The organism is Neoaquamicrobium sediminum (assembly GCF_040970315.1).
GTDB classification, from domain to species: Bacteria; Pseudomonadota; Alphaproteobacteria; order Rhizobiales; family Rhizobiaceae; genus Aerobium; species Aerobium sediminum.
In genome coordinates, this window is record NZ_JAZHFV010000003.1 from 125,025 (window position 1) to 150,561 (window position 25,537).

Below are 25,537 nucleotides of genomic sequence, written 5' to 3' on the forward strand. Positions count from 1 at the left end.
AAAACACCCTGTAATGCACGCGCTACATAGGCGACATCGTCCGCCTCGTCCAGATGCGGGTGGTGACCGTAGGCTTGCAACAGCCTGACAAGGGCGAATCGCTTGCATGGACGCGCGCTTTGATCTAGCGAAAGCCGCATGCAGAAAGGCGCGAAAGCGCGATAACGCCACAGCGAACCGGACTTCCATGACGATCATCGATACCCGCACACCCGACCCCAAGCGCCTGATCGCTGGTGCGACCGGCGACTGGGAAATCATCATCGGCCTGGAGGTGCACGCACAGGTGACCTCCGAGGCAAAGCTGTTCTCTGGCGCTTCGACCGCCTTCGGCGCGGAGCCGAACGCCAATGTCAGCCTCGTCGACGCGGCGATGCCGGGCATGCTGCCGGTCATCAACGAGGAATGCGTGCGCCAGGCGATCCGCACGGGGCTGGGTCTGAAGGCGCAGATCAACCTGAAGTCGGTGTTCGACCGCAAGAACTACTTCTATCCCGACCTGCCGCAGGGCTATCAGATTTCGCAGTTCAAGCAGCCGATCGTCGGCGAGGGCACCGTGACGATCTCTGTCGGGCCCGACAAGAAGGGCAACTTCGAGGACATCGAGGTCGGCATCGAGCGGCTGCATCTCGAGCAGGACGCAGGCAAGTCGATGCACGACCAGCACCCGACGATGTCGTTCGTCGACCTCAATCGCTCGGGCGTGGCGCTGATGGAGATCGTTTCCAAGCCGGACATGCGCTCGTCGGACGAGGCAAAGGCCTATCTGACCAAGCTGCGCACCATCGTGCGTTATCTCGGCACCTGCGACGGCAACATGGACGAGGGTTCGATGCGCGCCGACGTCAACGTGTCGGTTCGTCGGCCGGGCGGAGACTTCGGCACGCGTTGCGAGATCAAGAACGTCAACTCGATCCGATTCGTCGGACAGGCGATCGAGTACGAAGCCCGCCGTCAGATCGGCATTCTGGAGGACGGCGGCTCGATCGATCAGGAAACGCGGCTGTTCGACCCGAACAAAGGGGAGACCCGGTCGATGCGTTCCAAGGAAGAAGCGCACGACTACCGCTATTTCCCGGATCCCGACCTGCTGCCGCTCGAATTCGACCAGGCCTATGTCGATGCGCTGGCCGAGCATCTGCCGGAACTGCCGGACGACAAGAAGGCGCGGCTCGTCGAGAGCCTGGGCCTGTCGGCCTACGACGCATCGATCCTCGTGTCCGAGAAGGCGATCGCCGATTATTACGAGAAGGTCGCGGCCGGCCGCGACGGCAAAGCGGCAGCCAACTGGGTCATCAACGACCTGCTGGGCCAGTTGAACAAATCCGGCAAGGATATTGAAGAGACTCCAGTTTCGCCCGATCAGCTCGGCGCAGTCATCGACCTGATCAAGGAAGGCACGATCTCCGGCAAGATCGCCAAGGACCTGTTCGAGATCGTCTGGAACGAGGGCGGCGACCCGCGCGCGCTGGTCGAAGAGCGCGGCATGAAGCAGGTGACCGACACCGGCGCCATCGAGAAGGCCGTCGACGAGGTGATCGCCGCCAACCCGGAAAAGGTCGAGCAGGCCAAGGCCAAGCCGACGCTCGCCGGCTGGTTCGTCGGCCAGGTGATGAAGGCCACCGGTGGCAAGGCCAATCCGCAGGCGGTGAACGACCTGGTCAAGGCCCGCCTCGGGATCGAATAGCCATGTTCGTGCGCACGGCCTCATCGCGAGACATTGAAGCCGTGCGCGCCCTGCTGGTCGAAACCTGGCACGACACCTACGATGCGATCTACGGCCCGGAACGGGTGACGGCGATCACCGACGACTGGCATTCCATCCCGTCGCTCGAAGCGCGGCTGGTCAGGCCGAACTCCGAGTTCCTGGTTGCCGACGACGGCGAGCGCATCGGCGGCATGGCATTCGCCTCGGCCGCCGACGAGGGCAAGACCGTGATGCTGCATCAGCTTTACGTTAAGCCGGACTGTCAGGGCAGGGGCATCGGCGGCCTTTTGCTGGACGAGATCGAAAGCTGCTTTCCGGACGCCGACAAGGTGCGGCTGGAGGTCGAGGAGGCCAATGCCAAGGCCGTCGCCTTCTATGTTGCGCAGGGTTTCGCCAAGGTCGGCATGACGGCCAACTGCGGCAGCAGCAATTCCGAGATACCCGCCGCGATCTACGAGCGTCCGATCGTCTGGGCCGACTGAAAGCCCGGCTGTTGCATTGTGCGCCGCGCCGCGAGCGGCTATTGCGGGCCGACTTCATCTGAACCGGACCTGCCATGACCACCGGACTGCCCTTCGACGATTACCGCCAGCTTCTGAAGACCTTGCCCGGGCCGAATAGTGCCGCGCGCGACCGTGCGGCGTTGCGCAACGAGACCTTGTCGAAGCAAGGGCCATCGCTCGGCCGCCTGGGCGAGGTCGCCGAATGGCTGGCAGCCTGGACCGGGCGTGACCCGCAGGTGTTGAGACCGCTGGTGGCCCTTTTTGCCGGCACACACGGCTTGACGCGGCATGGCGTCTCCCGCCGCGCGGCCGACGAAACGCAAGCCATGATCGAGCACGCGGCGGCCGGCGGCGCGGCAGTCAACCAGCTCTGCGCGGCCAACGATCTCGGCCTGAAGATATTCGACCTCGCGCTCCACATGCCGGTGGGCGACATCACCGTTGAACCGGCGCTGGACGAGCGCGGCTGCGCGGCCACCATGGCCTTCGGCATGGAAGCGGTGGCGGGCGGCATAGATCTGCTTTGCGTCGGCGGCGTGGGCGCCGGCGGCACGACCTCGGCGGCTGCCCTGATGGCGGCCCTGTTCGGTGGCGATGCGGCCGATTGGGTTGGGCCGGGCGCCGGTGCCGACGATGAGATGATCGCGCTGAAGGTGGACGTGGTGGAAAAGGCAATCGCTCACCACGGAACGAACCTGAAGGACCCGCTCGAGGCGCTGCGCAGGCTGGGTGGCCGGGAATTCGCGGCCATCGCGGGCACGATCCTCGCGGCCCGCGTGGAGAAAATCCCGGTAATCCTGGATGGCTATGCGGCGCTGGCCGCAGCCGCTGTGTTGAAAGCGGCCGAACCCGGCGCAATCGACCATTGCCTGCTCGCACATTGCTCGACCGAGCCGGGCATGGCCCGAGCGGCACGGCTGATGGGGCTCCGGCCGCTTCTTGATCTGTCGCTCGGCGACGGGGAGGGGATCGGGGCAGCACTTGCGGCGGGCGTCGTGAAGAACGCCGCGCTGGTGCATTCCGGTATGGTTGTCCGGACTTAGCGCCGCCTGCCGCCTGCCGCGGCAACCTTTTCGGTCGGCAGCGCCGGCAGTTCTTCCATGATGCGATAGGGCGGCAGGATCGCGATGGCTTCCGTGCCCTCGCGCAGCTTGGAATGAAGCTGGAACTCGCCGCCATGCAGCGCGATCAGCCCCTGGACGATCGGCAGGCCGAGCCCGGTGCCTTGTTCGGCGCTCTTGATGGCGATCGAACCCTGGCCGAACGCCGACAGGACGACCGGAATTTCGTCGTCGGGTATGCCGGGGCCGTTGTCTTTCACCGAGATGTACTGGCCGCCACCGGCCGTCCAGCCGACACGCACGCGCACTTCGCTGCCGCTCGGCGCGAACTTCACGGCATTGGACAGCAGGTTCAGCGTCACCTGCCGCAAGGATCGCTCATCGGCGAAGATGCGCGGCAGGTTCGGTTCGAACTGCTGCACGAGGCGGATATCCTTGTTGCGCGCCTTCAGCTCCATCAGATGGCAGCATTCTTCCACGACGGCTTCAAGCGACATCGGCTCTTCGCTGAGTTGGTAGCGGCCGGCTTCGATGCGCGAGAGATCGAGGATTTCGTTGATGAGGTGCAGGAGATGGCGGCCGGAGCCGTTTATGTCCTTCGCATAGTCGCGATAGGTTTCGTTCTGAAGCGGCCCCAGCACCTCGTTCGCCATCACCTCGGAAAAGCCGAGGATTGCGTTGAGGGGCGTGCGCAGTTCGTGGCTCATGGTGGCCAGAAAGCGCGATTTGGCGAGGTTTGCTTCTTCGGCACGTCTGCGCGCCTCGTCAGACATCGCCTTGGCCGTCTCCAGCTCGGCGATCAGGCCATCCTTTTCGGCGCGGAACGACAGCAGCATTACACTGGCTGAATGCAGGTGGCCGGCAACATAACTGAAGAACGGCAGCGAGATGACGAGCAGGCCTGCCATGATCGCTTCCACAGGCTGCCAGCCGCTCGACATGGCGACCGAGGCGGCAAAGATGCCGACCGGGAGCGCGAATGTAGTGGCCAGCGCACCGCTGAGAGCCGACGAGATGATCGCGGTTGCCGCCATGACCAGAAGCAGGACGACAGCCTTTAGCACAGGAAACTGATCGATCTGACATTCATTGCAGGCAAGCCAGGCGAAATAGCTCCAGCCGATGCCGCTGACGAAATGGCCGAAAAGGAAGGCGCGCCGAACCTTCTTGGCGTTGATTTCTGTTGTTTCGGTGCGGTCCACGCGTCGCGCGATCAGCGCGAGCCCGCCGTAGCAGGCGATGGTGACCAGCGCCCATGCAACGATGGTGAAGCCGACGCCCACAAACAGCCCCGCCGCCGTGACCGCCATGACGGTGAGGGGGATGGCGAGCGCGGTGTTGATCGTCGCGCGGGCGTGCAATTTCAGCAGTTCGCGATCGTAGACCGGATTGCCAGCCTGCTGGGCGAGCCTGTCGCGCGTGCGACGCACGGCGCGCGCCACGTCGCTGTTGCGGTGCGCCTTGGTGCGGTCCACAATGTTCTTGTCGGTTGCGTTTGAGCGTTGTAACGCCATGGAAGATTACGATTTTCGCGCGATACTTTCGTTGCGGCACGCTAACGCGGAATGATTAAGAGACCCTTCCGTAGATGGCCTTGAAGAGCCGCAACCGCTACGCGCGCCGGCGCAAACCAAGGTCGTTCGTCCGGCTGTTTCTGGACCTGGCGCTGGCTATCGCGATACTTGCCGCGCTGGCCTTCGTTGCCGGACACGAGCGTTTCGGAACGGCCGAGACCAGATCCGGCATGCCGCAGGTGGTGGACGGCGATTCCCTGACGCTCGGCGGCGCGCGGCTGCGACTGATCGGCATCGATGCGCCGGAACTCGGCCAGACCTGCGTTGGTCCGCGCGGCGACTATCCCTGTGGGCGCCAAGCGCGCAACGCGCTGGCAGAACTGATCGGCGGACGGCCGGTGACGTGCGAGGCCCGGCGGCGCGACCGCTACGACCGGCTGCTCGCAAGTTGCAAAGCCGGAGGCGTCGACTTGAACCATGCGATGGTGGAGCGCGGCTGGGCGGTCGCCTATGGCGACCATGACGATGCCGAACGGTCGGCACGAGACGCCGGCCGTGGCCTATGGGCCGGTTCTTTCGAGCGACCGCAGGACTGGCGCCGCATTCACGGCGGAATGGCGGAGGTATCGCATGACGGGCTTTCGGCGATCGGGGATTGGTTGCGATCCCTTTTTCAGGGCAAGATGAGTGGACAGGGAACGGATGGAGGAGAGACCGGATGAAGCTTTACGATGGCGGGCGCGCGCCCAATCCGCGCAGGGTGCGCATCTTTCTGACGGAGAAGGGCATCGAAGTGCCGCTGGTGCCGGTCGACATGGGCGCGATGGGCCACCGCTCGCCCGAAGTCGCCAGCCGCAATCCGCTGCGGCGGCTGCCTGTGTTGGAACTCGATGACGGCACGGTCATCACCGAATCGGTCGCGATCTGCCGCTATTTCGAGGAAACGCACCCCGAGCCGCCACTGTTTGGCACCGGGGCGGTCGGCAAGGCGAAGGTCGAGATGTGGCAGCGCCGGATGGAGCTGAATTTCCTCAGTGCCGTTGCCAGCGCCTTCCGTCATCTGCATCCCGCCATGAAGGAATGGGAGATACCGCAGATTGCCGAATGGGGTGAAGCGAACAAGCCCAAGGCACTGGATTTCCTCGCTTTCCTTGATAGTGAACTCGCCGATCGCGAGTTCATCGCCAGCGACACTTTCTCCATCGCCGACATCACGGGAATGATCGGCATCGACTTCATGAAGCCCGCCCGCATCGCTGTGCCGGACGAGTGCGCGAATGTGCGGCGCTGGTATGCGACGGTCGCCTCGCGGCCGAGTGCTGCGGCCTGATGAACGAAGAACTGGCAGAACTGGTCGAGCGCATCCGCGCCTGCCGCTTGTGCCGGGATGCGCCGGCCAACCCGGCGCGTCCTTTGCCGCACGAGCCGCGCCCAGTGGTCACAGCATCGTCGACCGCGCGCATCCTGATTGCGGGGCAGGCGCCCGGCACCAGGGTTCACGCCACCGGCGAGCCGTTCAACGACCGCTCCGGCGATCGCCTGCGCGACTGGCTGGGTGTCACGCGTGAAGAGTTCTATAACCCGGAGAACTTTGCCATCGCGCCGATGGGGTTCTGCTTTCCGGGGCAGGACGCCAAGGGAAGCGACCTGCCGCCGCGCCGCGAATGCGCGCCGGCTTGGCGGGCCGATTTGATTGCCGCGATGCCGCAGGTGGAACTGGTGTTGGCCATCGGACTCTACGCGCAGGGCTGGCATATCGGCGATGCGCGGCGGGTTTCGCTCACCGAGACGGTGGCCGACTGGCGCGCGATCTTCATGCGCAACGAAATCCCGCGCGTGCTGCCGCTGCCGCACCCTTCATGGCGCAACACGGCATGGCTGAAAAAGAATCCCTGGTTCGAGGCCGATTTGCTACCGGTGCTCCGCCGCGAAATCGCAATGCGCCTCGACCGCCACGCTTAGGCGTTTCACGCGCTAAAGCGCCTTTCTATGAGAAGAAGTTTCTTGTCGAGGCAAAGTTTTGCTCTCATCATGGCATGAAATTCCAACGGAGTTTCGAAATGGACCGCCTCGACAAAAAAATCCTCCGCCTGCTGCAGGAGGACTCGACCTTGGCCGTCGCCGATGTGGCGAAGAAGGTGGGCCTTTCGACCACGCCGTGCTGGCGGCGTATCCAGAAGCTCGAGGAGGAGGGCGTGATCCAGCGGCGCGTGGCGGTCCTCGACCCGGTGAAGGTGAACACCCGCGTCAACGTTTTCGTTTCGATCCGTACCAACGCACACAGCATGGAATGGCTGAAGCGTTTCGCCGAGGTGATCCAGGAGTTCCCCGAGGTCGTCGAATTCTATCGGATGAGCGGCGAGGTCGACTATCTGCTGCGCGTGGTGGTGCCTGACATCGCGGCCTATGACGCCTTCTACAAGCGGCTGATCGCCAAGATCGAGATACGCGACGTCTCGTCCGCGTTTGCCATGGAGCAGATCAAGAACACGACCCAGCTCCCGCTCGACTATCTGGTACTCGACAAGGAAGCCGGCGAACGCGCCGCTTGAGCTTCTGCTTTCATCCGGCACGCGGCCTGGACGTGGGCCAGCCACACCGGGCTGTTGGATCAGGCAAGCCGTATCGTCTGAACAGCGTTGCATGTGCGGTCCGTTTGGCGACTATCGGCCGAGGGAGAATCTTCGAAAGACTTTCCCTCGGAACGAAACAGACCGCCGGGCAGGTGCATGCATATGAAACGCAAGCCGATGATCGCCGTGATCATGGACGAAAACACCAGTGCGGGCGGAACCGCCTACGAGACGTCGAAAGCCTATTTCTCCGCGGTGGGCCGCGCTGGCGGCGCGCCTTTCGGCATTCCCTACCTGCCTGAGATCGTCGACCAGACGGTTGAGCAGTTCGACGGGTTTCTCAGCGTCGGCGGGCGCATCGAATTTCCCGAACCCTGGTACGTCGACGGCGACCGGTCGCAATATCCGGCCTCCGACCGCCTGCGGGTCGAAATGGCGCTGATGGAAGGATTTCTCGCGCGCAACAAGCCGGTGCTGGGTGTCTGCAACGGCATGCAGATGCTCGCATGCCTGAACGGGTGCCGGATGGTCTCGGACGTGCATGCCTCATGGCCGGATGCGCTGAACCATGACCAGAAGGACCTGCGTCACGAGGTGCTCATTGAGCCCGGCACGAAGATGGCAGAGGTCTTCGCCAAGGAGATGTTCAGCGCGAACACCTTCCACAGGGAGGCGATCGTCGAGGCGTCCGCGGACGTGGTCGTCACCGCCCGCGGACCGGACGGCGTGATCGAAGGCATCGAAGTGCCGTCACAAACCTTCGCCATGGGCGTACAGTGGCATCCCGAAAAGCTGGCCGGCGAAGATCATCCGGGTCTGCGCATATTCGATGCGTTCGTGGACGCTGCGCGGGATCGATCGTAGCGGCTTCGAGAGCCGTCAGCCCCTTGCCGTCGCCGCATCCGTCTCGAGCTCCGAAAGCACGACGTGGAGTAGGGCGCGTACTTCGTCCTCGGCCGCGGCCTGTTGCACGCCGTTCGCGATAAGCCGCTGCAGGAGGCTCTTCGCAGTCTCACGCCAGAAAAGCGTGGCCTCTTCGCCCTGCTTGGAGCCAAGAACGCGAGCGATGCCGCTCACCAGTTTACGTTGACGATGTAGCGGGAAAGCCCGCACCTCAGCATTGCCCACGCCCGTATCCCCTCCTGAGTTTCGCCGTCAGGCTAGCGGGCAAATGGTTAACAGGAGACTTTTGGCTAGGCTGGCAGCGCGATTTCTGGCCGCTCAGGCCTTGCGCGGCTTGGACGAAACCTTGTTGGCGATGCGTTCTAGACGCTGCCTGCTCTTTTCCGAGGTGAGGTCGCGCACGGCATCCTTGCCGATCCAGCGACGGGTCTTGTCTTCCGACGCCGCGAGTTCGCGCGCGAGATCCAGGGCGGCGGCGTTGAGGCTTGCGGATCGCTTGCCGATCGACCGTAGCGCCCAGCTCACGGCTTTCCTGACGAAATTGCGCTCGTCGTCTGCGTGCCGGCGGATGGTTTCGAGGAAGTGCAGGAAGGTTTCCGCAGGCTCTTTCTTCCGATGAACCACCGACCACGCCATCATCGCGAAGGCGGTGCGGCGGACGAACTCGCGCTCGTCCTCGGCGAAGTCGTCGATGAGGGTCAGCCAGTGGTCGGTGTCGACGAAGAGGTCGGAGACCCCGTCGACGATGTCCCATGAATCGAATTCTGCCGCCCATTGGCGCGCGTCATCCGCCGTGAAGCGCTTGGGGTCGGCAGTCAACGAGGCGATGAACTGCGCTTCCGTGATACCGGAATCCCAGAGCGCAAAGGCACGCTCGTGGTCGCGGCCGATCGCCCTGGCGATGTGCCGTTGCTCACCGTGCGAAATGCCCAGCGCGCGCTCGATGCGGATGCCGTAGCGCAGCATGCCCTGCCGGTTTTCTTCCGAACCGAGCGATTTCAGATGCTCGATGATTTCCTCGGCAGTGGAATTGCGCGACAGGGCATTCATGGCCGAAGCCTACTTCCCCAGCCGCGCCAGCAGTGAGGACGTGTCCCAGCGCTTGCCGCCCATCTGCTGGACGTCCTTGTAGAACTGGTCGACCAGTGCGGTGACGGGCAGCTTCGCGCCGTTACGGTCGGCCTCGGCGAGGCAGATGCCGAGATCCTTGCGCATCCAGTCGACCGCGAAGCCGAAATCGTACTTGCCGGCATTCATTGTCTTGTGTCGGTTTTCCATTTGCCAGGAGCCCGCAGCGCCCTTGGAGATGACATCGATGACCTTCTCGATGTCGAGCCCGGCTTGTTTGCCGAAGTGGATGCCCTCCGACAGCCCCTGTACGAGGCCGGCAATGCAGATCTGGTTGATCATCTTGGTGAGCTGGCCGGCGCCGGCCGGGCCCATCAACCCGACCATGCGTGCATAGGCATCGATCACAGGCTTAGCCTTGTCGAAAGTCGCTTCGTCGCCGCCGCACATCACCGTCAGCACGCCGTTTTCCGCGCCCGCCTGGCCGCCCGAGACCGGTGCATCGATGAAGCCGAGGCCGCGCTCCTTGGCGCCCTCGTCGAGCTCGCGGGCGACTTCCGCCGAAGCCGTCGTGTTGTCGATGAAGATCGCGCCCTTCTTCATCGCGCCGAAAGCGCCGTCGGAACCCAGTGTGACGGACCGCAAGTCGTCGTCATTGCCGACGCAGGCGAAGACGAAATCCTTCTCGGCTGCGGCGGTTGCCGGCGTCAGCGCCATTTCGCCGCCGTGCTCGTCCACCCACTTCTCGGCCTTGGCCTTGGTCCGGTTGTAAACGGTGACGTCGTGACCGCCCTTGTTCTTCAGGTGCGCGGCCATCGGATAACCCATCACGCCCAATCCCAGAAATGCTATCTTGGCCATGCCGGCTCCCTTTCGTGCGGTGTGGTGCTGAAAAGCCGCGTCAGCGCTTGAGGTGTCTGGTGATGCGGCGCTCGATCCAGTCGATAATGTTACGCAGCGTCTCCACGATCGCAAGGTAGATGACGGCTGCCCAGATATAGGTCTGGAAATCGAAGGTACGCGAATAGGCGCGTCGCGTCTCGCCCATGAGGTCGTAGACGGTGATGATCGCGACGATGGCCGAGCCCTTGATCATCAGGATGATCTCGTTGCCATAGGGCCTGAGCGCCACGATAAGCGCCTGCGGCAGGATGATCTTTTGCAGCGTCTGGAACCGGTGCAGGCCAAGCGACGCCGCGCCCTCCCATTGCCCGCGCGGCACGCTCTGCACCGCACCGCGCAGAATTTCGGCTTGGTAGGCGGCGGTGTTGAGCGTGAAGGCGAGAACGGCGCAATACCAGGCCTCGCGGAAGAAGGTCCACAAACCGAGCGCCTCGAGCTGCGGCCGGAACGAGCCGAGCCCGTAATATATCAGGAAGGTCTGCGCCAGCAGCGGTGTGCCGCGAAAGAAATAGACATAGGCATAGGCGGGCCATGCCAGGAACTTGTTGCGCGAGGTGCGCGCATAGGCGATGGGAGCGGAAAGCAGTGCGCCGAGCAGGATCGAAATCAGCACGAGCTGAACCGTGACGATCAGGCCGGAGGCGTAGTTGGGTGCGTAGCGCGCGAACAGCTCGCTGTCCCATGCGCCGGCCAGGAACGTCGCGAGGCCGAGCGCCGCAAGCACCCAGAAGCCCATGAACACATGACCGGCGATACGCTGCCTGGTCCATTGCCGCGCGGGCGCCGGCGGGCGCTCCATCGTTTCGATGATCCGGCTTGCGGTGTTGCTCATCGCGCCGGCTCCGTGCGGCCCGCCCAGCGCTCAATGACGCCGAAGGCAATGGACGAGATGATTGCAAGGAACAGATACAGAAGGCAGGCGACGCCAAAGAACAGGAACGCCTCCTTGGTGACGCGCGCGGCGATGCCGGACTGGCGGATGATGTCCGACAGGCCGATCACGGATACGAGCGCCGTATCCTTGAGCAGGATCAGCCACAGATTCGACAGGCCGGGCAGGGCGATGCGCACGAGCTGAGGCAGCACGACCAGCCGCATCGTCTGCCAGGTGGAGAGCCCGATCGCGTAGCCGCCTTCATACTGGCCGCGCGGAATGGCGCGGAAGGCGGACAGGAAAACTTCGCTGGCATAGGAGGAAAAGACGACGCCGAGCGCCACCATGCCGGCGACGAACGCGTTGATCTCGATGGTGGCACTGGGATTGAAAAGCGTAACGATGCGCTGCAGCCCGAGCTGCACGCCGTAGAAGACCAGGAACAGCGTCAGCAGCTCCGGCAGCCCTCGGAAGATCGTGGTGTAGATGTTGGCGGCAAGACGCAGCGAGCGCTCCTGCGATTGCTTGGCCAGCGCAATCAGGAAGCCGACCGCAAGTCCGAGCGGCAGCGTGGCCAGCGCCAGCGACACGGTCACGAGCACCCCGGAAGCGATCTCGTCGCCCCAGCCTTCCGCTCCGAAACCGAGCAGTTTGAGCGTTGTCTCCATACGGCCGCGTTCTTCGAGCTTGCGTTTGGCGCTTTGCGCGAAGGCGGCGGACTGCCGCCCGCCGCCTTCGGCCGATCAGGTCAGCAAGCTTGGCGCTTAGCTGCCATATGCGTCGAAGGAGAAGTACTTGTCGTTGATTTCCTTGTACTTTCCGTTGGCGCGAATGGCGTCGATCGCCGCGTTGAAACGCTCGCGCAGCTCGTCCTCGCCCTGGCGGATGGCGATGCCCGCGCCGGGGCCGTGGATTTCTTCAACCGGCGTGATCGTGCCGACGATCTTGCAACAGGCGCCGTCCTCGGTCGCAAGCCATTCCTCGAGCACGGTGACGTCGTCATTGGCCGCGTCGATGCGCCCGTTGATGAGGTCGAGCTTGTATTCGTCGGCGGTCGGATAGAGTTTCACGTCGCTGTCGGTATAGGTCGCTTCCGAATAGTTGGAGTGCGTGGTCGAACCCTGAACGCCGATCGTCTTCCCGGCGAGATCCTCGGCCGAGACGCCGGCAATGTCATTGTCCTTGGGCGCTACGATTGCCGGCGGCGTGTTGTAGTATTTGTTGGTGAAGTCGACCTGCTTCTTCCGCTCGTCGGTGATCGACATCGAAGCGATGATGGCGTCGAAACGGTTGGCCTGGAGTGCGGGAATGATGCCGTCCCAGTCCTGGGTGACGAATTCGCACTCGACCTTCATCTCTTCGCAAAGGGCGTTGGCGATATCGATGTCGAAGCCAACGAGCTGGCCGTCCGCGGTGAGGTTGTTGAAGGGCGGATAGGCGCCTTCGGTGCCGATCCGGAGCTTCTCCTGCGCCTGCGCTGCGCCGATGGTGAGGGCAAGGGCCGCGGCCGACAGGGCCAGCGAAACTCGTGAAGAAATACGCATAATGTTCCTCTCTGCTTATGGATACGCCGCGTTCTTTCGATCGCGGCGATCGTCTCAAGTGCGGCTTGCCGCGCACTTTGAAGGCGATATTCCCATTGTTTTCAGCAGGATTGCAATCGCGAAATGCTTCCGCAGCGGTAGCTTCGTGATCACCGAAGGTCGGTGACCGCCTCGACGAAATCGGCGATGGCCGGAACCGCGTCGAGCTCGAAGACGGGAACGGCGGCATCGGCAATGGCGTGATCGGCCGCAATGGCAATCACGTTGCTGGATGCTGGCAAGGGTGTCTGGTCTTTGGCCTCGATGCGCCGCGTCTCGATCTTCGGGTGCGGACTGCCTTTGTAGCCCTCGACGATCACGAGGTCGCATGGGGAGAGCCGGGCAAGCATGGCTTCGAGGTCAGGTTCGGGCTCCTCGCGCAGTTCGTGCATCAGCGCCCAGCGCAACGGCGTAACAAGCATCACCTCGGAAGCGCCGGCGCTGCGGTGGCGGAAACTGTCGGTTCCCTCACGGTCGATGTCCGCCTCGTGATGCGCGCGCTTGACGGTCGAGACGGACCAGCCGCGCGCCGAAAGCTCAGCGACGAGGCGCTCGGTCAGCGTCGTCTTGCCGGAATTCTTCCACCCGGCAATGCCGATCACCCGTTGCGCCAAGCTGCCATCCTCCGCGTCAGATTTCGCCCGCCTTGCGCGCGACATGCATGACATAGAGCGCGGCGAGCACTGCCGCCACGGATGAGCCGAGCATGACGAAGAGCAGTGGCCATGGGCCGGTTTGCGGCCCAAGCAGTGCGCCCGCCACCATAGCCAGCACCGCGCCGCCTCCAATCTGCATCGAGCCGCCGAGCCCCGAAGCGCTGCCGGCGAGATGCGGCCGCACGCTGACGATGCCGGCATTGGCGTTGGGAAGCGTCATGCCGTTGCCCAGCCCGACGAGCACGGTGGGACCGAACAGCGACAGCGCGTGATAATAGCCGGCCCCAAACAAGGTCAGCGCACCGATCAACCCGATCACGGCCGCAGTGCAGCCCATGAGCATCATCGTGTTGATCCCGATGCGGCGGGAAAACCTGCCGGATAGAAAGTTCCCGGCCATATAGCCGACCGAAATGAGGGCGAAGTAGTACCCGTATTGGGATGGCCTCAGCCCGAGCATCTCGGTCGAGACATAGGGGCCGCCGCCGAGGAAGGCGAAGAAGGTGCCCGAGGTGAAGGCGGCGGTGAGCGTGTATCCCCAGAAACGGCGTGCACGCATCAATTCCGGATAGCCCTTCACCTGGGCCATCATGCTGGTCGATCTGCTGTGGTTCGTCTCACCGAGGTCGAAGAAGACGACCGCGAAGGCCAGCACGCCAAAGCCGAGCGTCAGCAGGAAAGACGCCTGCCAGCCATACATCTCATCAAGAATTCCGCCTATCGCCGGGCCGACCATGGGCACCACCGACATGCCCATGGTGATGTAGCCGATCTTGCTGGCGGCCTCGTCGGTGCTGACGGTATCGCGCACGATCGCCCGCGACAACACCATGCCGGCGGCGGAGAACGCCTGAAGCAATCGCGCGGCAAGCAGCAGCTCGATGGTGGGCGCGCAGATCGTGGCGACTGAACCGACAAGGAATATCGCGAAACAGGTGAGCATCACCGGACGCCGCCCGAACCGGTCGGAGGCAGGGCCGATGAAGAGCTGGAGCACGGCTGTGGCAGCAAGATAGAGCGACACCGCAAGCTGAACGAGCGCGTAGTCCGCATTGAAATGACGCGCTATGCCGGGCAGCGACGGCAGGAACACGTTCATGGCAAGCGCCCCGGTCGCGGTGGCGATGACCAGCGTCAGGATATGCGGCGGCGTGTTTCTGTTCAAAAGCGGGCCTGTCATGCTTGTAACCTTAAAGCCCGTCGGGGGCCATGTTGGGCCCGGTACTTTCCGCGGCGGGCTTCTCTCGGCCCACCCTGCGTTCGCGATAGAGCGTGTAGAGGCCGGAGCCGACGACGATCGATGCGCCGAGGATCATGATGCCGTCGGGTATGTCGCCGAAGATCAGATAGCCGAGCAGGATCGCCCAGATCAGCGCCGTATAGCGGAACGGCGCAACGAAGGAGATGTCGCCAAGGCGCATCGCCATGATGATGAACTGGTAGCCGACCAGAACCAGAACGGCAGCCGCCGCCAGCAGGCCAACCTCGCCGGTGGTCATCGGCGTCCATCCCCCGAAGATCGGGATCAGAAAGGCGCCGACGATGGTGATCGCCGCGGAGGTAAGCGTCGAAACCAGCAGGGACGGAACTTCATCGGGTATCTGCTTGGTTGCAAGGTCGCGGACCGCGCAGAACAGGACGCAGACGAGGGCCACCAGCGAATAGGCGTTGAAGCCTTCCAACCCAGGCCGGACGATGATCATCACGCCCGTGAAGCCGGCGGCGATCGCCAGCCAGCGCCGCCAGCCCACTGTCTCGCCGAAGAAGAGCGCAGCCCCCATGGTAACCGCCAGCGGCAACGCCTGCAGCACGGCGGAAATGTTGGCGAGTGGCATCCTCGTCAGCGCAATCAGGAAGAGGACGGTCGCGACGAGTTCTCCGGTCACGCGCAGCGCCACCATCGGATGGGCCGCCTGGCGCGGATTGCGCAAAGCGCCCTGGCTCCAGGCGAGCGCGCCGATCATCAGCGTCGCGAACAGGCCGCGCACCAGCATCACCTGGCCCTGGTTCATGCTGCCGACCAGCGTCTTGGTGATCGCGTCGTTGATGGTGAAGCCCGCCATCGAAATAACGATGAAAAGCGAGGCGCGCAGGTTCGGGGAGAGTGACAAGGGCGGGTCCGGCGATTCTGTATTGGCACAGACCTATTTCCCGGGGCGGGCCAAGGCAACGGACAGCATCGTCGAATGATGAGGCCATAAAGGCCTGCGTTGAGCCGCTAACCGCCCGTGACGCTCATGTGGCGGGCGACAGCGGGCCTGCGGGTGCGCCGGTCGATGACGAAGTCGTGGCCTTTCGGCTTGCGTCCGATCGCCTCGTCGATGGCGTTGGAAAGCAGCTCGTTACCTTCGGATGCACGCAGCGGCGCACGCAGGTCGGCATCGTCGTTCTGGCCGAGGCACATATAGAGCATGCCGGTGCAGGTGAGCCGGACACGGTTGCAGCTTTCGCAGAAATTGTGCGTGAGCGGCGTGATGAAGCCCATCCGTCCGCCCGTCTCCGCGACCTCGACGTAACGGGCCGGACCGCCTGTCTTGTAGGGAATGTCGGTCAGCGTGAACCGGCGCTCCAGATCGGCACGCAACTGCGAGAGCGGCAGGTACTGGTCGGTGCGGTCGGCGTCGATCTCGCCCATCGGCATCGTCTCGATGACGGTCAGGTCCATGCCGCGGCCATGCGCCCAGCGCAGCATTTCGGGCAGTTCCGTGTCGTTGAAGCCCTTCAGCGCAACGGCGTTGATCTTGATCTTGAGGCCGGCCGCCTCGGCCGCCTCGATGCCCGCCATCACCTTGGAGAGATCGCCCCAGCGGGTAATGGTGCGAAACTTGTCGGGGTCGAGCGTATCGAGGGACACGTTGATGCGCTTCACGCCGCAATCGGCGAGTTCCTGCGCGAAGCGCGCCAACTGCGAGCCATTGGTGGTCAGCGTCAGCTCTTCGAGCGCGCCGCTATCAAGGTGCCGCGAGAGCTGACGAACGAGGTGCATGATATTCTTGCGCACCAGCGGCTCGCCGCCGGTCAACCGCAGCTTCTTCACGCCCTTCTCGATGAAGACGGTGCAGAGCCGGTCGAGTTCCTCGAGGCTGAGCAGGTCTTTCTTCGGCAGGAAGGCCATGTCCTCCGCCATGCAATAGGTGCAGCGGAAATCGCAGCGGTCCGTGACCGAGACGCGCAGATAGGAAATCGAGCGTCCGAACGGATCGATCATGCTGCTGCCGGCAAAGCTCATGGGCCTGCGTTTCCTTTGGCGCAAATTTCGCGCCTGTCGCGTTGGTTGCGCTTGCGTTTCTAGCTTGGAATGTCGAGCAATCGCCAAGGAAATTCAAGGGCCAGGGCCGCAATGCATATGGCCAGCAACGATCGGCGGAGCTAGTGTCGCCGCCGAAACGAGACCGGATCGATGTGAATGACCCCTCCCACAGAATTGCGCGTATCCAAGGACAGGCGCCTCCTGACAGTGACTTTTCCGGGCCATGCGCCTTTCGCCTTTCCGGCCGAGCTGCTGCGAGTGCTGTCGCCCTCGGCGGAGGTCCAGGGTCATTCGCCCGATCAGCGGGTGACCGTGCCCGGCAAGAAGGACGTTGCGATCCTCAAGGTCGATCCCGTCGGCAATTATGCCGTGCGCATCACCTTCGACGACATGCACGACACCGGCATCTTCACCTGGGACTATTTCCACACGCTCGGTCATGAAAAGGAAACACGCTGGCAGTCCTATCTGGACGAACTGGCCGCGAAAGGCCTTTCCAGGGAGCGCTGACATGACCGAAATCACCAGCGTCGAGCAACTCGAGGCGATCTACGGGACGCCGGGCGAGGCGTCGCTGGTCAAGGAACTGGACCGGTTGATCCCGGAATATGTCGCCTTCGTCGAGGCGTCGCCCTTCGTGGCGCTGGCCACCAACGGGCCGGAAGGGCTGGATTGTTCGCCGCGCGGCGACCTGCGCGGTTTCGTGCGCGTGGCAGACGAGCGCACGCTGCTCATGCCCGACCGGCGCGGCAACAACCGGGTCGATTCGCTGAAGAACATCGTGCGCGACGGCCGGGTCGGCCTGCTGTTTCTCGTGCCGGGCTCGGGTACGACCCTTAGGGTCAATGGCAACGCGACACTGTCGATCGATCCAGAGCTCCGCGCGTCTTTCGCCGTCGACGGCCAGGCGCCGCGTTCGGTGATCGTCATCACCATCCAGGCGGTCTATTTCCAGTGCGCGCGGGCGATCGTGCGTTCCGAACTGTGGAATCCGGACCGGCATATCGATCCGAAAAGCCTGCCGACGCCGGGCAAAATCCTCGCGGCGACCAGCCAGGCCCGGATCGACGGCGAGGCCTACGATGCAGAGTGGCCGGAGCGCGCCAGGAAAACGATGTGGTGACGTGGGTCTCTAGTCGTCGCCGCTGAGCATTTCTTCGATGCGGCGCATCTGCTCGCCCATCGCATCGCACTGGGCAGGCGTCGATTGCGCCATGACGCGGTCGATGAGCGCGGTGTAGACCTTCAGCGCTTCCATCAGCCTTGCTTCGCCGTCTTCGGTCAGGAACAGGCGCATCACGCGCTTGTCCTTCTTGTCGCCCTCGCGCCGGATCAGCCCCTGCTTTTCGAGCTGCGGCAGAAGCATGGTGATGTTCGAGCGGCCGATCAGCAGTTTGCGCGCCACGTCGTGTTGCGACATGCCCGGGTGGCGGTAGATGTTCATCAGCACATCGAGCTGGCCGAGCTTGAGGTCGAAGGGGGCAAGCGCATGCGTCAGCTCACGCACGACCGCCTTTTCGGCGCGCACCATCGCGATCCAGTTGCGGAATCGCGGATTGTCCCAGGGGAGGGCTTGTTTATTGTTCATGATTGAACTATTCTGTTCATGCTTGAACTATCTAGCGAGTCACATCCATGGCAACCGTCGGTTTCCTGCTTTTCCGTAGCGCATTCGCGCTCGCTGAACAAATCGCGCCGCGCCTGACCGGGCGCGCCGCTTTCGAGCTTTTCTGCCGCACGCCGCATCCACAGCATGTTTCGCCGCGCGAGGCCGCCGTTCTGGGCGATGCCGCGCCCTTCATGGCCGAGGCCCGGCACCACTGGCTCGCAACGCCGGAAGGCTGTGTCGTCGCCCACGATTTCCGCAGCGACGTCGGGCATGGCGCGCCTGTGGTGCTCGTCATTCATGGCTGGCGCTCGCGGACCGAGCACATGCGCACCATCATCACGACCTTGCGTGGCGAGGGCTTCCGGGTGATCGCGATCGACCTGCCGGGGCATGGCGCATCGCCGGGACGGCGGCTCAATCTGGCGATAGCCGTTGCAGCCGTGCGCGCCGCCGCCGACTGGTTCGGTCCGTTTGCAGCGATCGTCGGGCATTCGTTCGGCGGAGCGGTTGCGGTCAACGCGGTGGCCGGATCGATCCGCGGGATCGCGCCGGTGCGCACGAAGCGGCTGGTCCTCGTCTCCGCGCCCAGTTCGATGCCGGCCATCTTCGAGGATTTCCGGCGATTTCTCGGGCTCGGTACACGCACCCAGGTCGCGCTGTCGCACGAGGTGGAGCGAGTCGCCGGCCGCCCGCTGGAGGATTTCGTAGGCGCGGACCAGCTTCGCGTGATGGATACGCCGACGCTGGCAATCCACGCACCGGACGACAAGGAAGTGCCGTTCGAGGAGGCCCGCCGCTTCGAGGCCGCCGGCGCGCGGCTGATGCGCGCGCCGGGCAGGGGACATCGACGCATCCTCGCCGACGACGAGGTGTCGGCTGCGATTGCCGGTTTCGCGCTTTTCGGCGAGGAACCGGCCGCTTGAAGTCCTTGGCTGGCCGGCGTTGTCGGTCAGCCGAGATTGAGCTCCCTGAAGAAGTCGTTGCCCTTGTCGTCGATGACGATGAAGGCCGGAAAATCCTCGACCTCGATGCGCCAGATCGCCTCCATGCCGAGTTCGGGATATTCTACCACCTCGACCTTCTTGATGCAGTCCTGGGCAAGCCGGGCGGCAGGCCCGCCGATCGAGCCGAGATAGAAGCCGCCATGGCGCCCGCACGCCTCGCGCACCTGCTGCGAGCGGTTGCCCTTGGCGAGCATCACCATCGAACCGCCGAACGACTGGAACTGGTCGACGTAGGAATCCATGCGGCCGGCCGTCGTCGGCCCGAAGGAGCCCGACGCGTAGCCCGCCGGCGTCTTGGCCGGACCGGCGTAATAGATCGGGTGATTCTTGAAATAGTCGGGCATCGGCTCGCCGTTTTCAAGCCGCTCGCGGATCTTGGCATGCGCGATGTCGCGCGCGACGATGATCGGGCCGGAGAGCGAAAGCCGCGTCTTTACGGGGTGTTGGGACAGCTCCTTGAGAATCGCTTCCATCGGCTGGTTCAGGTCGATGCGCACGACATGCGAGGTCAGATTCTCCTCGTCGATGTCGGGCATGTAGCGGGCGGGGTTGGTCTCCAGCTCCTCGATGAAGATGCCGTCCTTCGTGATCTTGCCCTTGGCCTGACGGTCGGCCGAACACGAGACGCCGAGGCCGATGGGTAGCGATGCGCCGTGGCGTGGCAGGCGGATCACCCGCACGTCGTGGCAGAAATACTTGCCGCCGAATTGCGCGCCGACACCCATCTGCTGCGTAAGCTTGTGGACTTCCGCTTCCATTTCCAGGTCGCGGAAGGCGTGGCCGTTTTCGCCGCCACTCGTCGGCAGGCTGTCGAGATAGCGGGTCGAGGCGAGCTTGACCGTCTTGAGGTTCATCTCGGCCGAGGTGCCGCCAATGACGATGGCAAGGTGATAGGGCGGGCAGGCTGCGGTGCCCAGCGTCAGGATCTTTTCCTTCAGGAACTCAATCAGCCGGTCATGCGTCAGCAGCGATGGCGTGCCCTGGTAGAGGAAGGTCTTGTTGGCCGAGCCACCGCCCTTGGCAAGGAACAGGAACTTGTAGGCGTCTTCGCCTTCCTCGTAGATGTCGATCTGCGCCGGCAAATTGTTGCGGGTGTTCTTTTCCTCGAACATCGACAGCGGCGCGAGCTGCGAATAACGCAGGTTCTTGCGCTCGTAGGCGTCGAGCACGCCCTGTCCCAGTGCCGCGTCGTCGCCGCCCTCTGTCCAGACGCGGCGGCCCTTCTTGCCCATGATGATCGCGGTGCCGGTGTCCTGGCACATCGGCAGCACGCCGCCGGCAGCGATATTGGCGTTTTTCAGAAGGTCGTAGGCGACGAAGCGGTCATTGTCGGTTGCCTCCGGGTCTTCGAGGATCGAGGCGAGCTGCTTGAGATGGCCCGGCCGCAGAAGGTGATTGATGTCGGAGAACGCGGTTTCGGAAAGGAGCCGCAGGCCTTCCGCCTCCACGGTCAGGATTTCCTGCCCCTTGAACGTGTCGACCGACACGAAGTCCGAGGTGAGCTTGCGGTAAGGTGTCTCGTCGGCACCGAGGGGAAAGAGACTGGCTGTTGCCTGGTCGGCCATGGCTGTACGTTCCGTTGCTGGCGTAGATGCTGGCGGGTCTTGCGCCGTCTCTTTAGCGGCGTGTTGCCGGGATGCCAATCGCGGCGCTGTGGCACGCAAGCCGCAACCACCGGTGCTCGCGCATCCGTCATGCCCGTTTTCGCTTAACGCGATGCCGCCGCGCCCGTATAGTCGCGCGACATTTCAATGACGACGCCGGATCAGGCACAAAGGGGGATCGACATGAGATTGACGCGCAGCCGCGCCCTGGCGGTTTCGACGACGGCCATCGCGGCGATGCTGGTCGCCGGTGCTCCGTCCGCATCCGCACAGAACCTCTTCGAGCGGCTGTTCGGCAATCGCGAGCGCCGCGTCGAGCGCGAGGCGCCACCGCCAGTGGTTCAACAGGCGCCGGCACGTCCTGCGCCGCCGCGCGTCACCGGGCCACAATATTACACCTACAAGACCGACGCTCTCGTGCGTGTCGATTTCGCGGCGATCAAACCTGTCCGGGCAGACGAGGAGGCCGCGCTCGAACCTACTGGTATCGACAACGAATCGGTCGGCTCCACGGTCGTTGCAATGGAAGCCGCGCCCTCGGACAGTTCAGAGGCGACTGGCGCAGAGGTCGACACCGCCCTCGATGCTGTGGAACGCGTATTGGAAGCCGATCCGGCGGCTGACGAGCGCTCTACGACCGCGACGGAAACGACGGATGTCGCGGAAAGCCCGTCTGCTGCATTGCCACGCGTCGAGGATGCCCAACTGATCGGCGAGGCTGCAAAGCAGGCCGTTTCCGTGCCCAGGGTCGAGGACGCGCAGTTGATCGGCGAGGGCACTGCCACCGCAGAGATGCCGAAGGTCGAAGATGCGCCGGCGATGGAGCAGGTATCCGCGCCGCCGGCGCCCCAGCCGCTGACCAATGCGGAGATCGCATCGCTGCAGCAGGTCGAGCTTCTGGCGGAAAAGGAAGCAGCCGACGCGATCGTCGCCCATTACACGGCCGTGCCTGAATTCATCTGGGTGAGCGACGGGCGGCCGAACGAGCGTGCCCGCAGCGCCTTGCGCACGCTTGGCGACGCGGCCAGCCATGGGCTGGAGCCGCAGGACTACGCCGTCGCCGTGCCGGGGGCGGACGCTGACGACGCAGCACTGGCCGCCTTCGAGATGGAGCTCTCGGCGCGGATGCTGCGCTATATCCGCGACGCGCGCTCGGGGCGTATCGATCCCAACCGCATCTCCGGCTATCACGACTTCGCGCCCAAGGAACTCGACGCGGTGGCGGCCCTTCAGCTTGCGCGTAACGCCGACGATGTCGCGGCATATCTTGAGGCCCAGCATCCGCAGAACGCGCGCTACAAGGCACTGCGGGTCGAGCTGGAGATGCTGCGCGCGGCGGAAGAGAACGACATCGTGATCGCGCCCAACACGGTTGTGCGGCCCGGCGAGACCAATCCGGAGTTTCCGAAGATCCTCACCCTCATCGGACAGCGCGCCGACGAGGCATTCCGCGCGGAGCATGGCGACGTGCTGACGCGGCACCTCAGCAGCGAAGCCTATGCACAGGAGCTGGCTCCGGTAATCAAGGCTGCCCAGAAACTGGCCGGTGTGGGCGCTGACGGCGTGATCGGCCCGCGCACCATCCGCGCGCTGGCGGGCGAGACCCGGGCCGGCCGCATCGAAAAGGCCGAGGTGGCGCTGGAACAGGCACGCTGGCTGCCTTCGCAACTGCCCGACCGGCACGTCTTCATCAATACGCCAGCCTTCAAGGCGACCTATGTCGAGGACGGCAAGGAAAAGCTGTCGATGCGCACGGTCGTGGGCTCGACGCGCACGCAGACCTATTTCTTCCAGGACAAGATCCAGTATGTCGAGTTCCACCCCTATTGGGGAGTGCCGCGCTCGATCCTGGTCAACAAGTACCTGCCCAAGCTCTATTCCGACCCGTCCTATCTCGACCGCAACGGCTTCGAGGTGGTCGACCGGCGCGGGCGGACGGTGCCGTCCTCCTCGGTGAGCTGGTCGCAATACGGCGCCAACGTGCCATTCGACGTGCGCCAGCGTCCCGGGCGCGGCAACGCGCTGGGCGAACTGAAGATCATGTTCCCCAACAAACACGCGATCTACATGCACGACACGCCGGAAAAGCAGCTCTTCGACCGCGACAACCGCGCTGTCTCGAACGGCTGCATCCGTCTTGCCGATCCGCGCGGCATGGCCGCAGCCGTACTCGGCTGGGAGCGTAGCCGCGTCGACGCGCGCCTCGAACAGCCGCATTCGCGCCAGAACCTCGATGTCGAGGTGCCTGTCTATGTGGGCTACTTCACGGCGTGGCCGGACGAGGCCGGCAAGGTTCATTATTACGACGACGTCTACAGCCGCGACGAAAAGACGAAAGCGGCGATCGACAAGGTGGAGGCCCTGCGCGCGCCCGGCGCGTGAGGGTAATCTTCAGTCTCCGGGGAGTGAGATGAGTATCACCATCCGACTTGGCGGATGGTGGGCGCGACAGGGATTGAACCTGTGACCCCACCCGTGTGAAGGGTGTGCTCTCCCGCTGAGCTACGCGCCCGAACAGGGCGTGATCGCCCCGAAGGAGCCGCGATATAAGGGGCGGGGCAGGGGGAAGTCAAGAACCGATCAGTTGGCTACCGCGCGCAGCAAATCGTCGGCCATGGCGACCGTCAGTTCGTCGAAATGCGAGATGATGCGCGAGGGTTCGAACTCGCGGACATGGCGGTCCGTGTAGCCGAAATCGACGGCGACGACCGGGATGCCAGCGGCCTTAGCCGTGTCGATGTCCGTGCGGGAATCGCCGATCATGATGGCGCGCTCCGGATCGCATCCCGCGAGCGCGATCGTTTCGAGCAGATGGCGCGGGTCGGGCTTGCGGAAGGCGAACGTGTCCTGCCCGCAGATCGCCGCAAAATGCGACGACAGGCCCAGCGCATCGATCAGGCTCTTCGAAAGGCCCTCGAACTTGTTGGTGCAGACGGCAGCCGCATATCCGGCTTCCGCGAAGCGCTCGACCGCCGCAACCGCGCCGGGATAGGGTTGGGACAGCCCCGGGATGTTGCCGCCATAATGGTCCAGGAACGCGGCCTGAAGCTTGTCGAGCGTTGTTGGCGACAGCGATTTCTGCTGAGCGGCGAAGGCGCGCTCGATCATCACACGCCCACCCATGCCGACGAAGCTGCGCAATTGCGCCGGCTCGGCATGGGCGAGACCGGCAATTCCGAGGCAGTGGTTGAGGCTGGCGAGCAGGTCGGACGCGGTGTCGACCAGCGTTCCGTCGAGGTCGAAGACGACAATCGGTCGTTTCATGGGCGGGAAATCCTCAATATCCACGGGTGAAACCGCGATAGCGTGCCTTGCCGGGCCGGGCAAGTCTTGCGCCGTCCGGCAAAACTGCTAGGGCACCTTCCAACGAGACCGTAGGAGCAGTGGGATGGACGCCAGACAACTGAAGATCGAAGCGGCGCGCGAGGCGCTGACCCATGTTGCCGACGGCATGAAGCTGGGCATCGGCACCGGCTCTACGGCGGAGGAGTTCGTCCGGCTGCTCGCCGTAAAAGTGGGTGAGGGGATGACTGTGATCGGCGTCCCGACCTCAGAACGTACGGCGCGGCTTTGCAGTGAACTGGGCGTCCCGCTGTCGACGCTGGACGAGACGCCGCGCCTCGACCTGACCATAGACGGCGCCGACGAAATCGATCCCGCCTTGACGCTGGTCAAAGGCGGCGGCGGCGCGCTGCTGCGCGAGAAGATCGTCGCGGCCGCCTCGGCGCGCATGATCGTCATCGCCGACGCTTCGAAACTGGTCGACACGCTGGGCCGCTTTCCGTTGCCGATCGAGGTCAACCCGTTCGGCCTGCGCGCGACCGAGATCGCGATCAACGAGGCGGCCGCCCGTCTCGGGCTCGACGGCCCGCTGACATTGAGGATGACGAACGGCGAGCCTTTTGTTACAGACGGCGGGCATTTCATCATCGACGCATCTTTTGGCCGCATTCCCGATACAAGAGCCCTTAGCGATGCACTTCATGCCATACCCGGCGTGGTCGAGCATGGTCTCTTTCTGGAACTGGCCGATGCGGCGATCGTCGCGGACGCGGACGGCGTGAGAACGGTGCGGGCCGCTGCTTAAACAGGAGTTTGCAACATCATGATTCTGGCCAATAAATCCCGTCACATTGCAGCCGTCGTTGGAGCGTTCGCAATGCTTGCGGTGGCGCAGCCGGCTATCGCGCAGGAAATCTCCGACTCGCACCTAGCCGCCGCGCGCGCTGCCATTGGGGCAATGCGTACGACGAACGAGTACGACGCGATCCTGCCGCAAACGGCGCTTGGCGTGAAGAACGAGCTGATCCAGCAGAACCCCAACCTCGAATCCGACATCAACGCGGTTGTCGACGAGACCGCGATTTCCCTCGCCGCACGCCGCGGAGACCTGGAGCGTGAGGTTGCTTTGATCTACGCCCGCATTTTCTCCGAAGCGGAGTTGAAGGATATTTCCGCGTTCTACGCCACGACCACCGGCCAGAAGGTTATGGACAACGCGCCTATCGTGATACGCGAAATTCGCCAGGCAGCCGAAATATGGGGGCGTGGCATCGCGCGCGACATGACGCAGCAGGTTGGCCAGAAGCTTGAGGAGCGGGTAGGGGTCGCACGGGTCACTGACGGAACTGCGCCCGACCAAGGTGCCGCGCAGGGCACGGCCAACCAGTAGTCTCCACGACGGTATTCGGAAAAAGCCCGGCCTTTGCGCCGGGCTTTTCTTT

The 25,537-nt window shown here is 63.9% G+C and carries 28 protein-coding genes and 1 tRNA gene; 14 read left to right on the top strand and 15 right to left on the bottom strand.

Annotated features, from left to right (window positions below; all coding sequences use genetic code 11):
- Positions 1-187 precede the first annotated feature (187 nt).
- From gatB to V1479_RS11150, 3 genes are all read left to right on the top strand, one after another.
- Entirely contained in the window at positions 188-1,687 is a 1,500-nt protein-coding gene (gatB, locus tag V1479_RS11140; RefSeq protein WP_368802946.1) for an Asp-tRNA(Asn)/Glu-tRNA(Gln) amidotransferase subunit GatB, read from the top strand.
- 2 nt (positions 1,688-1,689) lie between these two features.
- Positions 1,690-2,190: a GNAT family N-acetyltransferase gene (locus V1479_RS11145; RefSeq protein ID WP_368802947.1), complete on the top strand. Its 501-nt coding sequence runs from the start codon at positions 1,690-1,692 to the stop codon at positions 2,188-2,190.
- Between the two features lie 74 nt (positions 2,191-2,264).
- Complete coding sequence (locus V1479_RS11150) at positions 2,265-3,254, top strand: nicotinate-nucleotide--dimethylbenzimidazole phosphoribosyltransferase (RefSeq protein ID WP_368802948.1); 990 nt, start codon at positions 2,265-2,267, stop codon at positions 3,252-3,254.
- Here the strand turns inward: V1479_RS11150 and V1479_RS11155 are convergent.
- A complete protein-coding gene (locus tag V1479_RS11155; protein ID WP_368802949.1) occupies positions 3,251-4,786 on the bottom strand; it encodes a sensor histidine kinase in 1,536 nt (511 codons plus the stop codon). The two genes, V1479_RS11150 and V1479_RS11155, sit on opposite strands and share 4 nt — an antisense overlap.
- Positions 4,787-4,860: 74 nt before the next feature.
- Here V1479_RS11155 and V1479_RS11160 point away from each other — a divergent pair, with 74 nt between their 5' ends.
- The 5 genes from V1479_RS11160 (at position 4,861) to V1479_RS11180 (ending at position 8,223) form a co-directional block, all read left to right on the top strand.
- On the top strand, positions 4,861-5,508 hold the full coding sequence (locus V1479_RS11160; protein ID WP_368802950.1) for a thermonuclease family protein: 648 nt from the start codon (positions 4,861-4,863) through the stop codon (positions 5,506-5,508).
- A complete protein-coding gene (locus tag V1479_RS11165; protein WP_368802951.1) occupies positions 5,505-6,116 on the top strand; it encodes a glutathione S-transferase family protein in 612 nt (203 codons plus the stop codon). Before V1479_RS11160 ends, V1479_RS11165 begins: the two co-directional genes overlap by 4 nt.
- Entirely contained in the window at positions 6,116-6,748 is a 633-nt protein-coding gene (locus V1479_RS11170; protein ID WP_368802952.1) for a uracil-DNA glycosylase family protein, read from the top strand. The genes V1479_RS11165 and V1479_RS11170 overlap by 1 nt, the downstream gene beginning before the upstream one ends.
- Before the next feature lie 98 nt (positions 6,749-6,846).
- Positions 6,847-7,338, top strand: coding sequence for an Lrp/AsnC family transcriptional regulator (locus V1479_RS11175; RefSeq protein ID WP_368802953.1), 492 nt, complete (start codon positions 6,847-6,849; stop codon positions 7,336-7,338).
- A gap of 183 nt (positions 7,339-7,521) precedes the next feature.
- Positions 7,522-8,223 (top strand): gamma-glutamyl-gamma-aminobutyrate hydrolase family protein, encoded by a 702-nt coding sequence (locus V1479_RS11180; RefSeq protein WP_368802954.1) that lies wholly within the window; start codon positions 7,522-7,524, stop codon positions 8,221-8,223.
- 15 nt (positions 8,224-8,238) lie between these two features.
- Here V1479_RS11180 and V1479_RS11185 read toward each other — a convergent pair whose 3' ends face one another.
- The 10 genes from V1479_RS11185 to moaA all read right to left on the bottom strand — a co-directional run bounded on the left by V1479_RS11185 (position 8,239) and on the right by moaA (position 16,575).
- Positions 8,239-8,487 carry a DUF6074 family protein gene (locus V1479_RS11185; RefSeq protein WP_368802955.1) on the bottom strand — a complete coding sequence of 83 codons (249 nt, stop codon included), beginning with the start codon at positions 8,485-8,487 and terminating at the stop codon, positions 8,239-8,241.
- Positions 8,488-8,580: 93 nt separating this feature from the next.
- Positions 8,581-9,312 carry a DNA alkylation repair protein gene (locus tag V1479_RS11190; protein WP_368802956.1) on the bottom strand — a complete coding sequence of 244 codons (732 nt, stop codon included), beginning with the start codon at positions 9,310-9,312 and terminating at the stop codon, positions 8,581-8,583.
- Positions 9,313-9,321: 9 nt separating this feature from the next.
- On the bottom strand, positions 9,322-10,191 hold the full coding sequence (locus V1479_RS11195) for an NAD(P)-dependent oxidoreductase (RefSeq protein ID WP_368802957.1): 870 nt from the start codon (positions 10,189-10,191) through the stop codon (positions 9,322-9,324).
- A gap of 40 nt (positions 10,192-10,231) precedes the next feature.
- Positions 10,232-11,065, bottom strand: a complete 834-nt coding sequence (locus V1479_RS11200) for an ABC transporter permease (RefSeq protein ID WP_368802958.1) — start codon at positions 11,063-11,065, stop codon at positions 10,232-10,234.
- Complete coding sequence (locus V1479_RS11205; RefSeq protein WP_368802959.1) at positions 11,062-11,775, bottom strand: ABC transporter permease; 714 nt, start codon at positions 11,773-11,775, stop codon at positions 11,062-11,064. The genes V1479_RS11200 and V1479_RS11205 overlap by 4 nt, the downstream gene beginning before the upstream one ends.
- Positions 11,776-11,871: 96 nt before the next feature.
- Entirely contained in the window at positions 11,872-12,651 is a 780-nt protein-coding gene (locus V1479_RS11210; RefSeq protein WP_368802960.1) for an ABC transporter substrate-binding protein, read from the bottom strand.
- Between the two features lie 149 nt (positions 12,652-12,800).
- Positions 12,801-13,304, bottom strand: a complete 504-nt coding sequence (mobB, locus tag V1479_RS11215) for a molybdopterin-guanine dinucleotide biosynthesis protein B (protein ID WP_244648990.1) — start codon at positions 13,302-13,304, stop codon at positions 12,801-12,803.
- Positions 13,305-13,320: 16 nt separating this feature from the next.
- Positions 13,321-14,526 carry a multidrug effflux MFS transporter gene (locus tag V1479_RS11220; protein WP_173193519.1) on the bottom strand — a complete coding sequence of 402 codons (1,206 nt, stop codon included), beginning with the start codon at positions 14,524-14,526 and terminating at the stop codon, positions 13,321-13,323.
- A 10-nt stretch (positions 14,527-14,536) separates the two neighbouring features.
- Complete coding sequence (locus V1479_RS11225; protein ID WP_368802961.1) at positions 14,537-15,457, bottom strand: DMT family transporter; 921 nt, start codon at positions 15,455-15,457, stop codon at positions 14,537-14,539.
- Positions 15,458-15,564: 107 nt separating this feature from the next.
- Positions 15,565-16,575 carry a GTP 3',8-cyclase MoaA gene (gene moaA, locus V1479_RS11230; protein WP_368802962.1) on the bottom strand — a complete coding sequence of 337 codons (1,011 nt, stop codon included), beginning with the start codon at positions 16,573-16,575 and terminating at the stop codon, positions 15,565-15,567.
- Positions 16,576-16,752: 177 nt separating this feature from the next.
- On the opposite strand from moaA, the gene V1479_RS11235 reads away from it, so the two are divergent.
- Both V1479_RS11235 and V1479_RS11240 read left to right on the top strand, forming a co-directional pair.
- Positions 16,753-17,106, top strand: a complete 354-nt coding sequence (locus V1479_RS11235; RefSeq protein WP_368802963.1) for a gamma-butyrobetaine hydroxylase family protein — start codon at positions 16,753-16,755, stop codon at positions 17,104-17,106.
- A 1-nt stretch (position 17,107) separates the two neighbouring features.
- Positions 17,108-17,719, top strand: a complete 612-nt coding sequence (locus V1479_RS11240; protein WP_368802964.1) for a pyridoxamine 5'-phosphate oxidase family protein — start codon at positions 17,108-17,110, stop codon at positions 17,717-17,719.
- Between the two features lie 9 nt (positions 17,720-17,728).
- Here V1479_RS11240 and V1479_RS11245 read toward each other — a convergent pair whose 3' ends face one another.
- Positions 17,729-18,184 (bottom strand): MarR family winged helix-turn-helix transcriptional regulator, encoded by a 456-nt coding sequence (locus tag V1479_RS11245; protein ID WP_173191240.1) that lies wholly within the window; start codon positions 18,182-18,184, stop codon positions 17,729-17,731.
- Positions 18,185-18,231: 47 nt separating this feature from the next.
- Here V1479_RS11245 and V1479_RS11250 point away from each other — a divergent pair, with 47 nt between their 5' ends.
- Positions 18,232-19,128, top strand: a complete 897-nt coding sequence (locus V1479_RS11250; RefSeq protein WP_368802965.1) for an alpha/beta fold hydrolase — start codon at positions 18,232-18,234, stop codon at positions 19,126-19,128.
- 26 nt (positions 19,129-19,154) lie between these two features.
- Here V1479_RS11250 and V1479_RS11255 read toward each other — a convergent pair whose 3' ends face one another.
- Positions 19,155-20,774, bottom strand: coding sequence for a fumarate hydratase (locus V1479_RS11255; protein WP_368802966.1), 1,620 nt, complete (start codon positions 20,772-20,774; stop codon positions 19,155-19,157).
- Positions 20,775-20,996: 222 nt separating this feature from the next.
- Between V1479_RS11255 and V1479_RS11260 the strand changes: the two genes are divergently transcribed.
- Positions 20,997-23,195, top strand: a complete 2,199-nt coding sequence (locus V1479_RS11260) for a L,D-transpeptidase scaffold domain-containing protein (RefSeq protein ID WP_368802967.1) — start codon at positions 20,997-20,999, stop codon at positions 23,193-23,195.
- A gap of 55 nt (positions 23,196-23,250) precedes the next feature.
- Here V1479_RS11260 and V1479_RS11265 read toward each other — a convergent pair.
- Positions 23,251-23,325 (bottom strand) — tRNA-Val (locus tag V1479_RS11265).
- Between the two features lie 68 nt (positions 23,326-23,393).
- Positions 23,394-24,077, bottom strand: coding sequence for a phosphoglycolate phosphatase (locus tag V1479_RS11270; RefSeq protein WP_368802968.1), 684 nt, complete (start codon positions 24,075-24,077; stop codon positions 23,394-23,396).
- Positions 24,078-24,201: 124 nt separating this feature from the next.
- Here V1479_RS11270 and rpiA point away from each other — a divergent pair, with 124 nt between their 5' ends.
- Both rpiA and V1479_RS11280 read left to right on the top strand, forming a co-directional pair.
- The gene (gene rpiA, locus V1479_RS11275) at positions 24,202-24,900 is read left to right on the top strand and encodes a ribose-5-phosphate isomerase RpiA (RefSeq protein ID WP_368802969.1); all 699 of its coding nucleotides are present in this window, start codon (positions 24,202-24,204) and stop codon (positions 24,898-24,900) included.
- Positions 24,901-24,918: 18 nt separating this feature from the next.
- Positions 24,919-25,485, top strand: a complete 567-nt coding sequence (locus V1479_RS11280; RefSeq protein WP_173191250.1) for a DUF2059 domain-containing protein — start codon at positions 24,919-24,921, stop codon at positions 25,483-25,485.
- Positions 25,486-25,537 lie beyond the last annotated feature (52 nt).

Excerpts from the sequence above, each read along its gene's own strand:
- gatB (WP_368802946.1), top strand. The coding sequence starts at position 188 with ATGACGATCATCGATACCCGCACACCCGACCCCAAGCGCCTGATCGCT.
- V1479_RS11145 (WP_368802947.1), top strand. The coding sequence starts at position 1,690 with ATGTTCGTGCGCACGGCCTCATCGCGAGACATTGAAGCCGTGCGCGCC.
- V1479_RS11150 (WP_368802948.1), top strand. The coding sequence starts at position 2,265 with ATGACCACCGGACTGCCCTTCGACGATTACCGCCAGCTTCTGAAGACC.
- V1479_RS11155 (WP_368802949.1), bottom strand. The coding sequence starts at position 4,786 with ATGGCGTTACAACGCTCAAACGCAACCGACAAGAACATTGTGGACCGC.
- V1479_RS11160 (WP_368802950.1), top strand. The coding sequence starts at position 4,861 with ATGGCCTTGAAGAGCCGCAACCGCTACGCGCGCCGGCGCAAACCAAGG.
- V1479_RS11165 (WP_368802951.1), top strand. The coding sequence starts at position 5,505 with ATGAAGCTTTACGATGGCGGGCGCGCGCCCAATCCGCGCAGGGTGCGC.
- V1479_RS11170 (WP_368802952.1), top strand. The coding sequence starts at position 6,116 with ATGAACGAAGAACTGGCAGAACTGGTCGAGCGCATCCGCGCCTGCCGC.
- V1479_RS11175 (WP_368802953.1), top strand. The coding sequence starts at position 6,847 with ATGGACCGCCTCGACAAAAAAATCCTCCGCCTGCTGCAGGAGGACTCG.
- V1479_RS11180 (WP_368802954.1), top strand. The coding sequence starts at position 7,522 with ATGAAACGCAAGCCGATGATCGCCGTGATCATGGACGAAAACACCAGT.
- V1479_RS11190 (WP_368802956.1), bottom strand. The coding sequence starts at position 9,312 with ATGAATGCCCTGTCGCGCAATTCCACTGCCGAGGAAATCATCGAGCAT.
- V1479_RS11195 (WP_368802957.1), bottom strand. The coding sequence starts at position 10,191 with ATGGCCAAGATAGCATTTCTGGGATTGGGCGTGATGGGTTATCCGATG.
- V1479_RS11200 (WP_368802958.1), bottom strand. The coding sequence starts at position 11,065 with ATGAGCAACACCGCAAGCCGGATCATCGAAACGATGGAGCGCCCGCCG.
- V1479_RS11205 (WP_368802959.1), bottom strand. The coding sequence starts at position 11,775 with ATGGAGACAACGCTCAAACTGCTCGGTTTCGGAGCGGAAGGCTGGGGC.
- V1479_RS11210 (WP_368802960.1), bottom strand. The coding sequence starts at position 12,651 with ATGCGTATTTCTTCACGAGTTTCGCTGGCCCTGTCGGCCGCGGCCCTT.
- V1479_RS11220 (WP_173193519.1), bottom strand. The coding sequence starts at position 14,526 with ATGACAGGCCCGCTTTTGAACAGAAACACGCCGCCGCATATCCTGACG.
- moaA (WP_368802962.1), bottom strand. The coding sequence starts at position 16,575 with ATGAGCTTTGCCGGCAGCAGCATGATCGATCCGTTCGGACGCTCGATT.
- V1479_RS11235 (WP_368802963.1), top strand. The coding sequence starts at position 16,753 with ATGACCCCTCCCACAGAATTGCGCGTATCCAAGGACAGGCGCCTCCTG.
- V1479_RS11240 (WP_368802964.1), top strand. The coding sequence starts at position 17,108 with ATGACCGAAATCACCAGCGTCGAGCAACTCGAGGCGATCTACGGGACG.
- V1479_RS11245 (WP_173191240.1), bottom strand. The coding sequence starts at position 18,184 with ATGAACAATAAACAAGCCCTCCCCTGGGACAATCCGCGATTCCGCAAC.
- V1479_RS11250 (WP_368802965.1), top strand. The coding sequence starts at position 18,232 with ATGGCAACCGTCGGTTTCCTGCTTTTCCGTAGCGCATTCGCGCTCGCT.
- V1479_RS11255 (WP_368802966.1), bottom strand. The coding sequence starts at position 20,774 with ATGGCCGACCAGGCAACAGCCAGTCTCTTTCCCCTCGGTGCCGACGAG.
- V1479_RS11260 (WP_368802967.1), top strand. The coding sequence starts at position 20,997 with ATGAGATTGACGCGCAGCCGCGCCCTGGCGGTTTCGACGACGGCCATC.
- V1479_RS11270 (WP_368802968.1), bottom strand. The coding sequence starts at position 24,077 with ATGAAACGACCGATTGTCGTCTTCGACCTCGACGGAACGCTGGTCGAC.
- rpiA (WP_368802969.1), top strand. The coding sequence starts at position 24,202 with ATGGACGCCAGACAACTGAAGATCGAAGCGGCGCGCGAGGCGCTGACC.
- V1479_RS11280 (WP_173191250.1), top strand. The coding sequence starts at position 24,919 with ATGATTCTGGCCAATAAATCCCGTCACATTGCAGCCGTCGTTGGAGCG.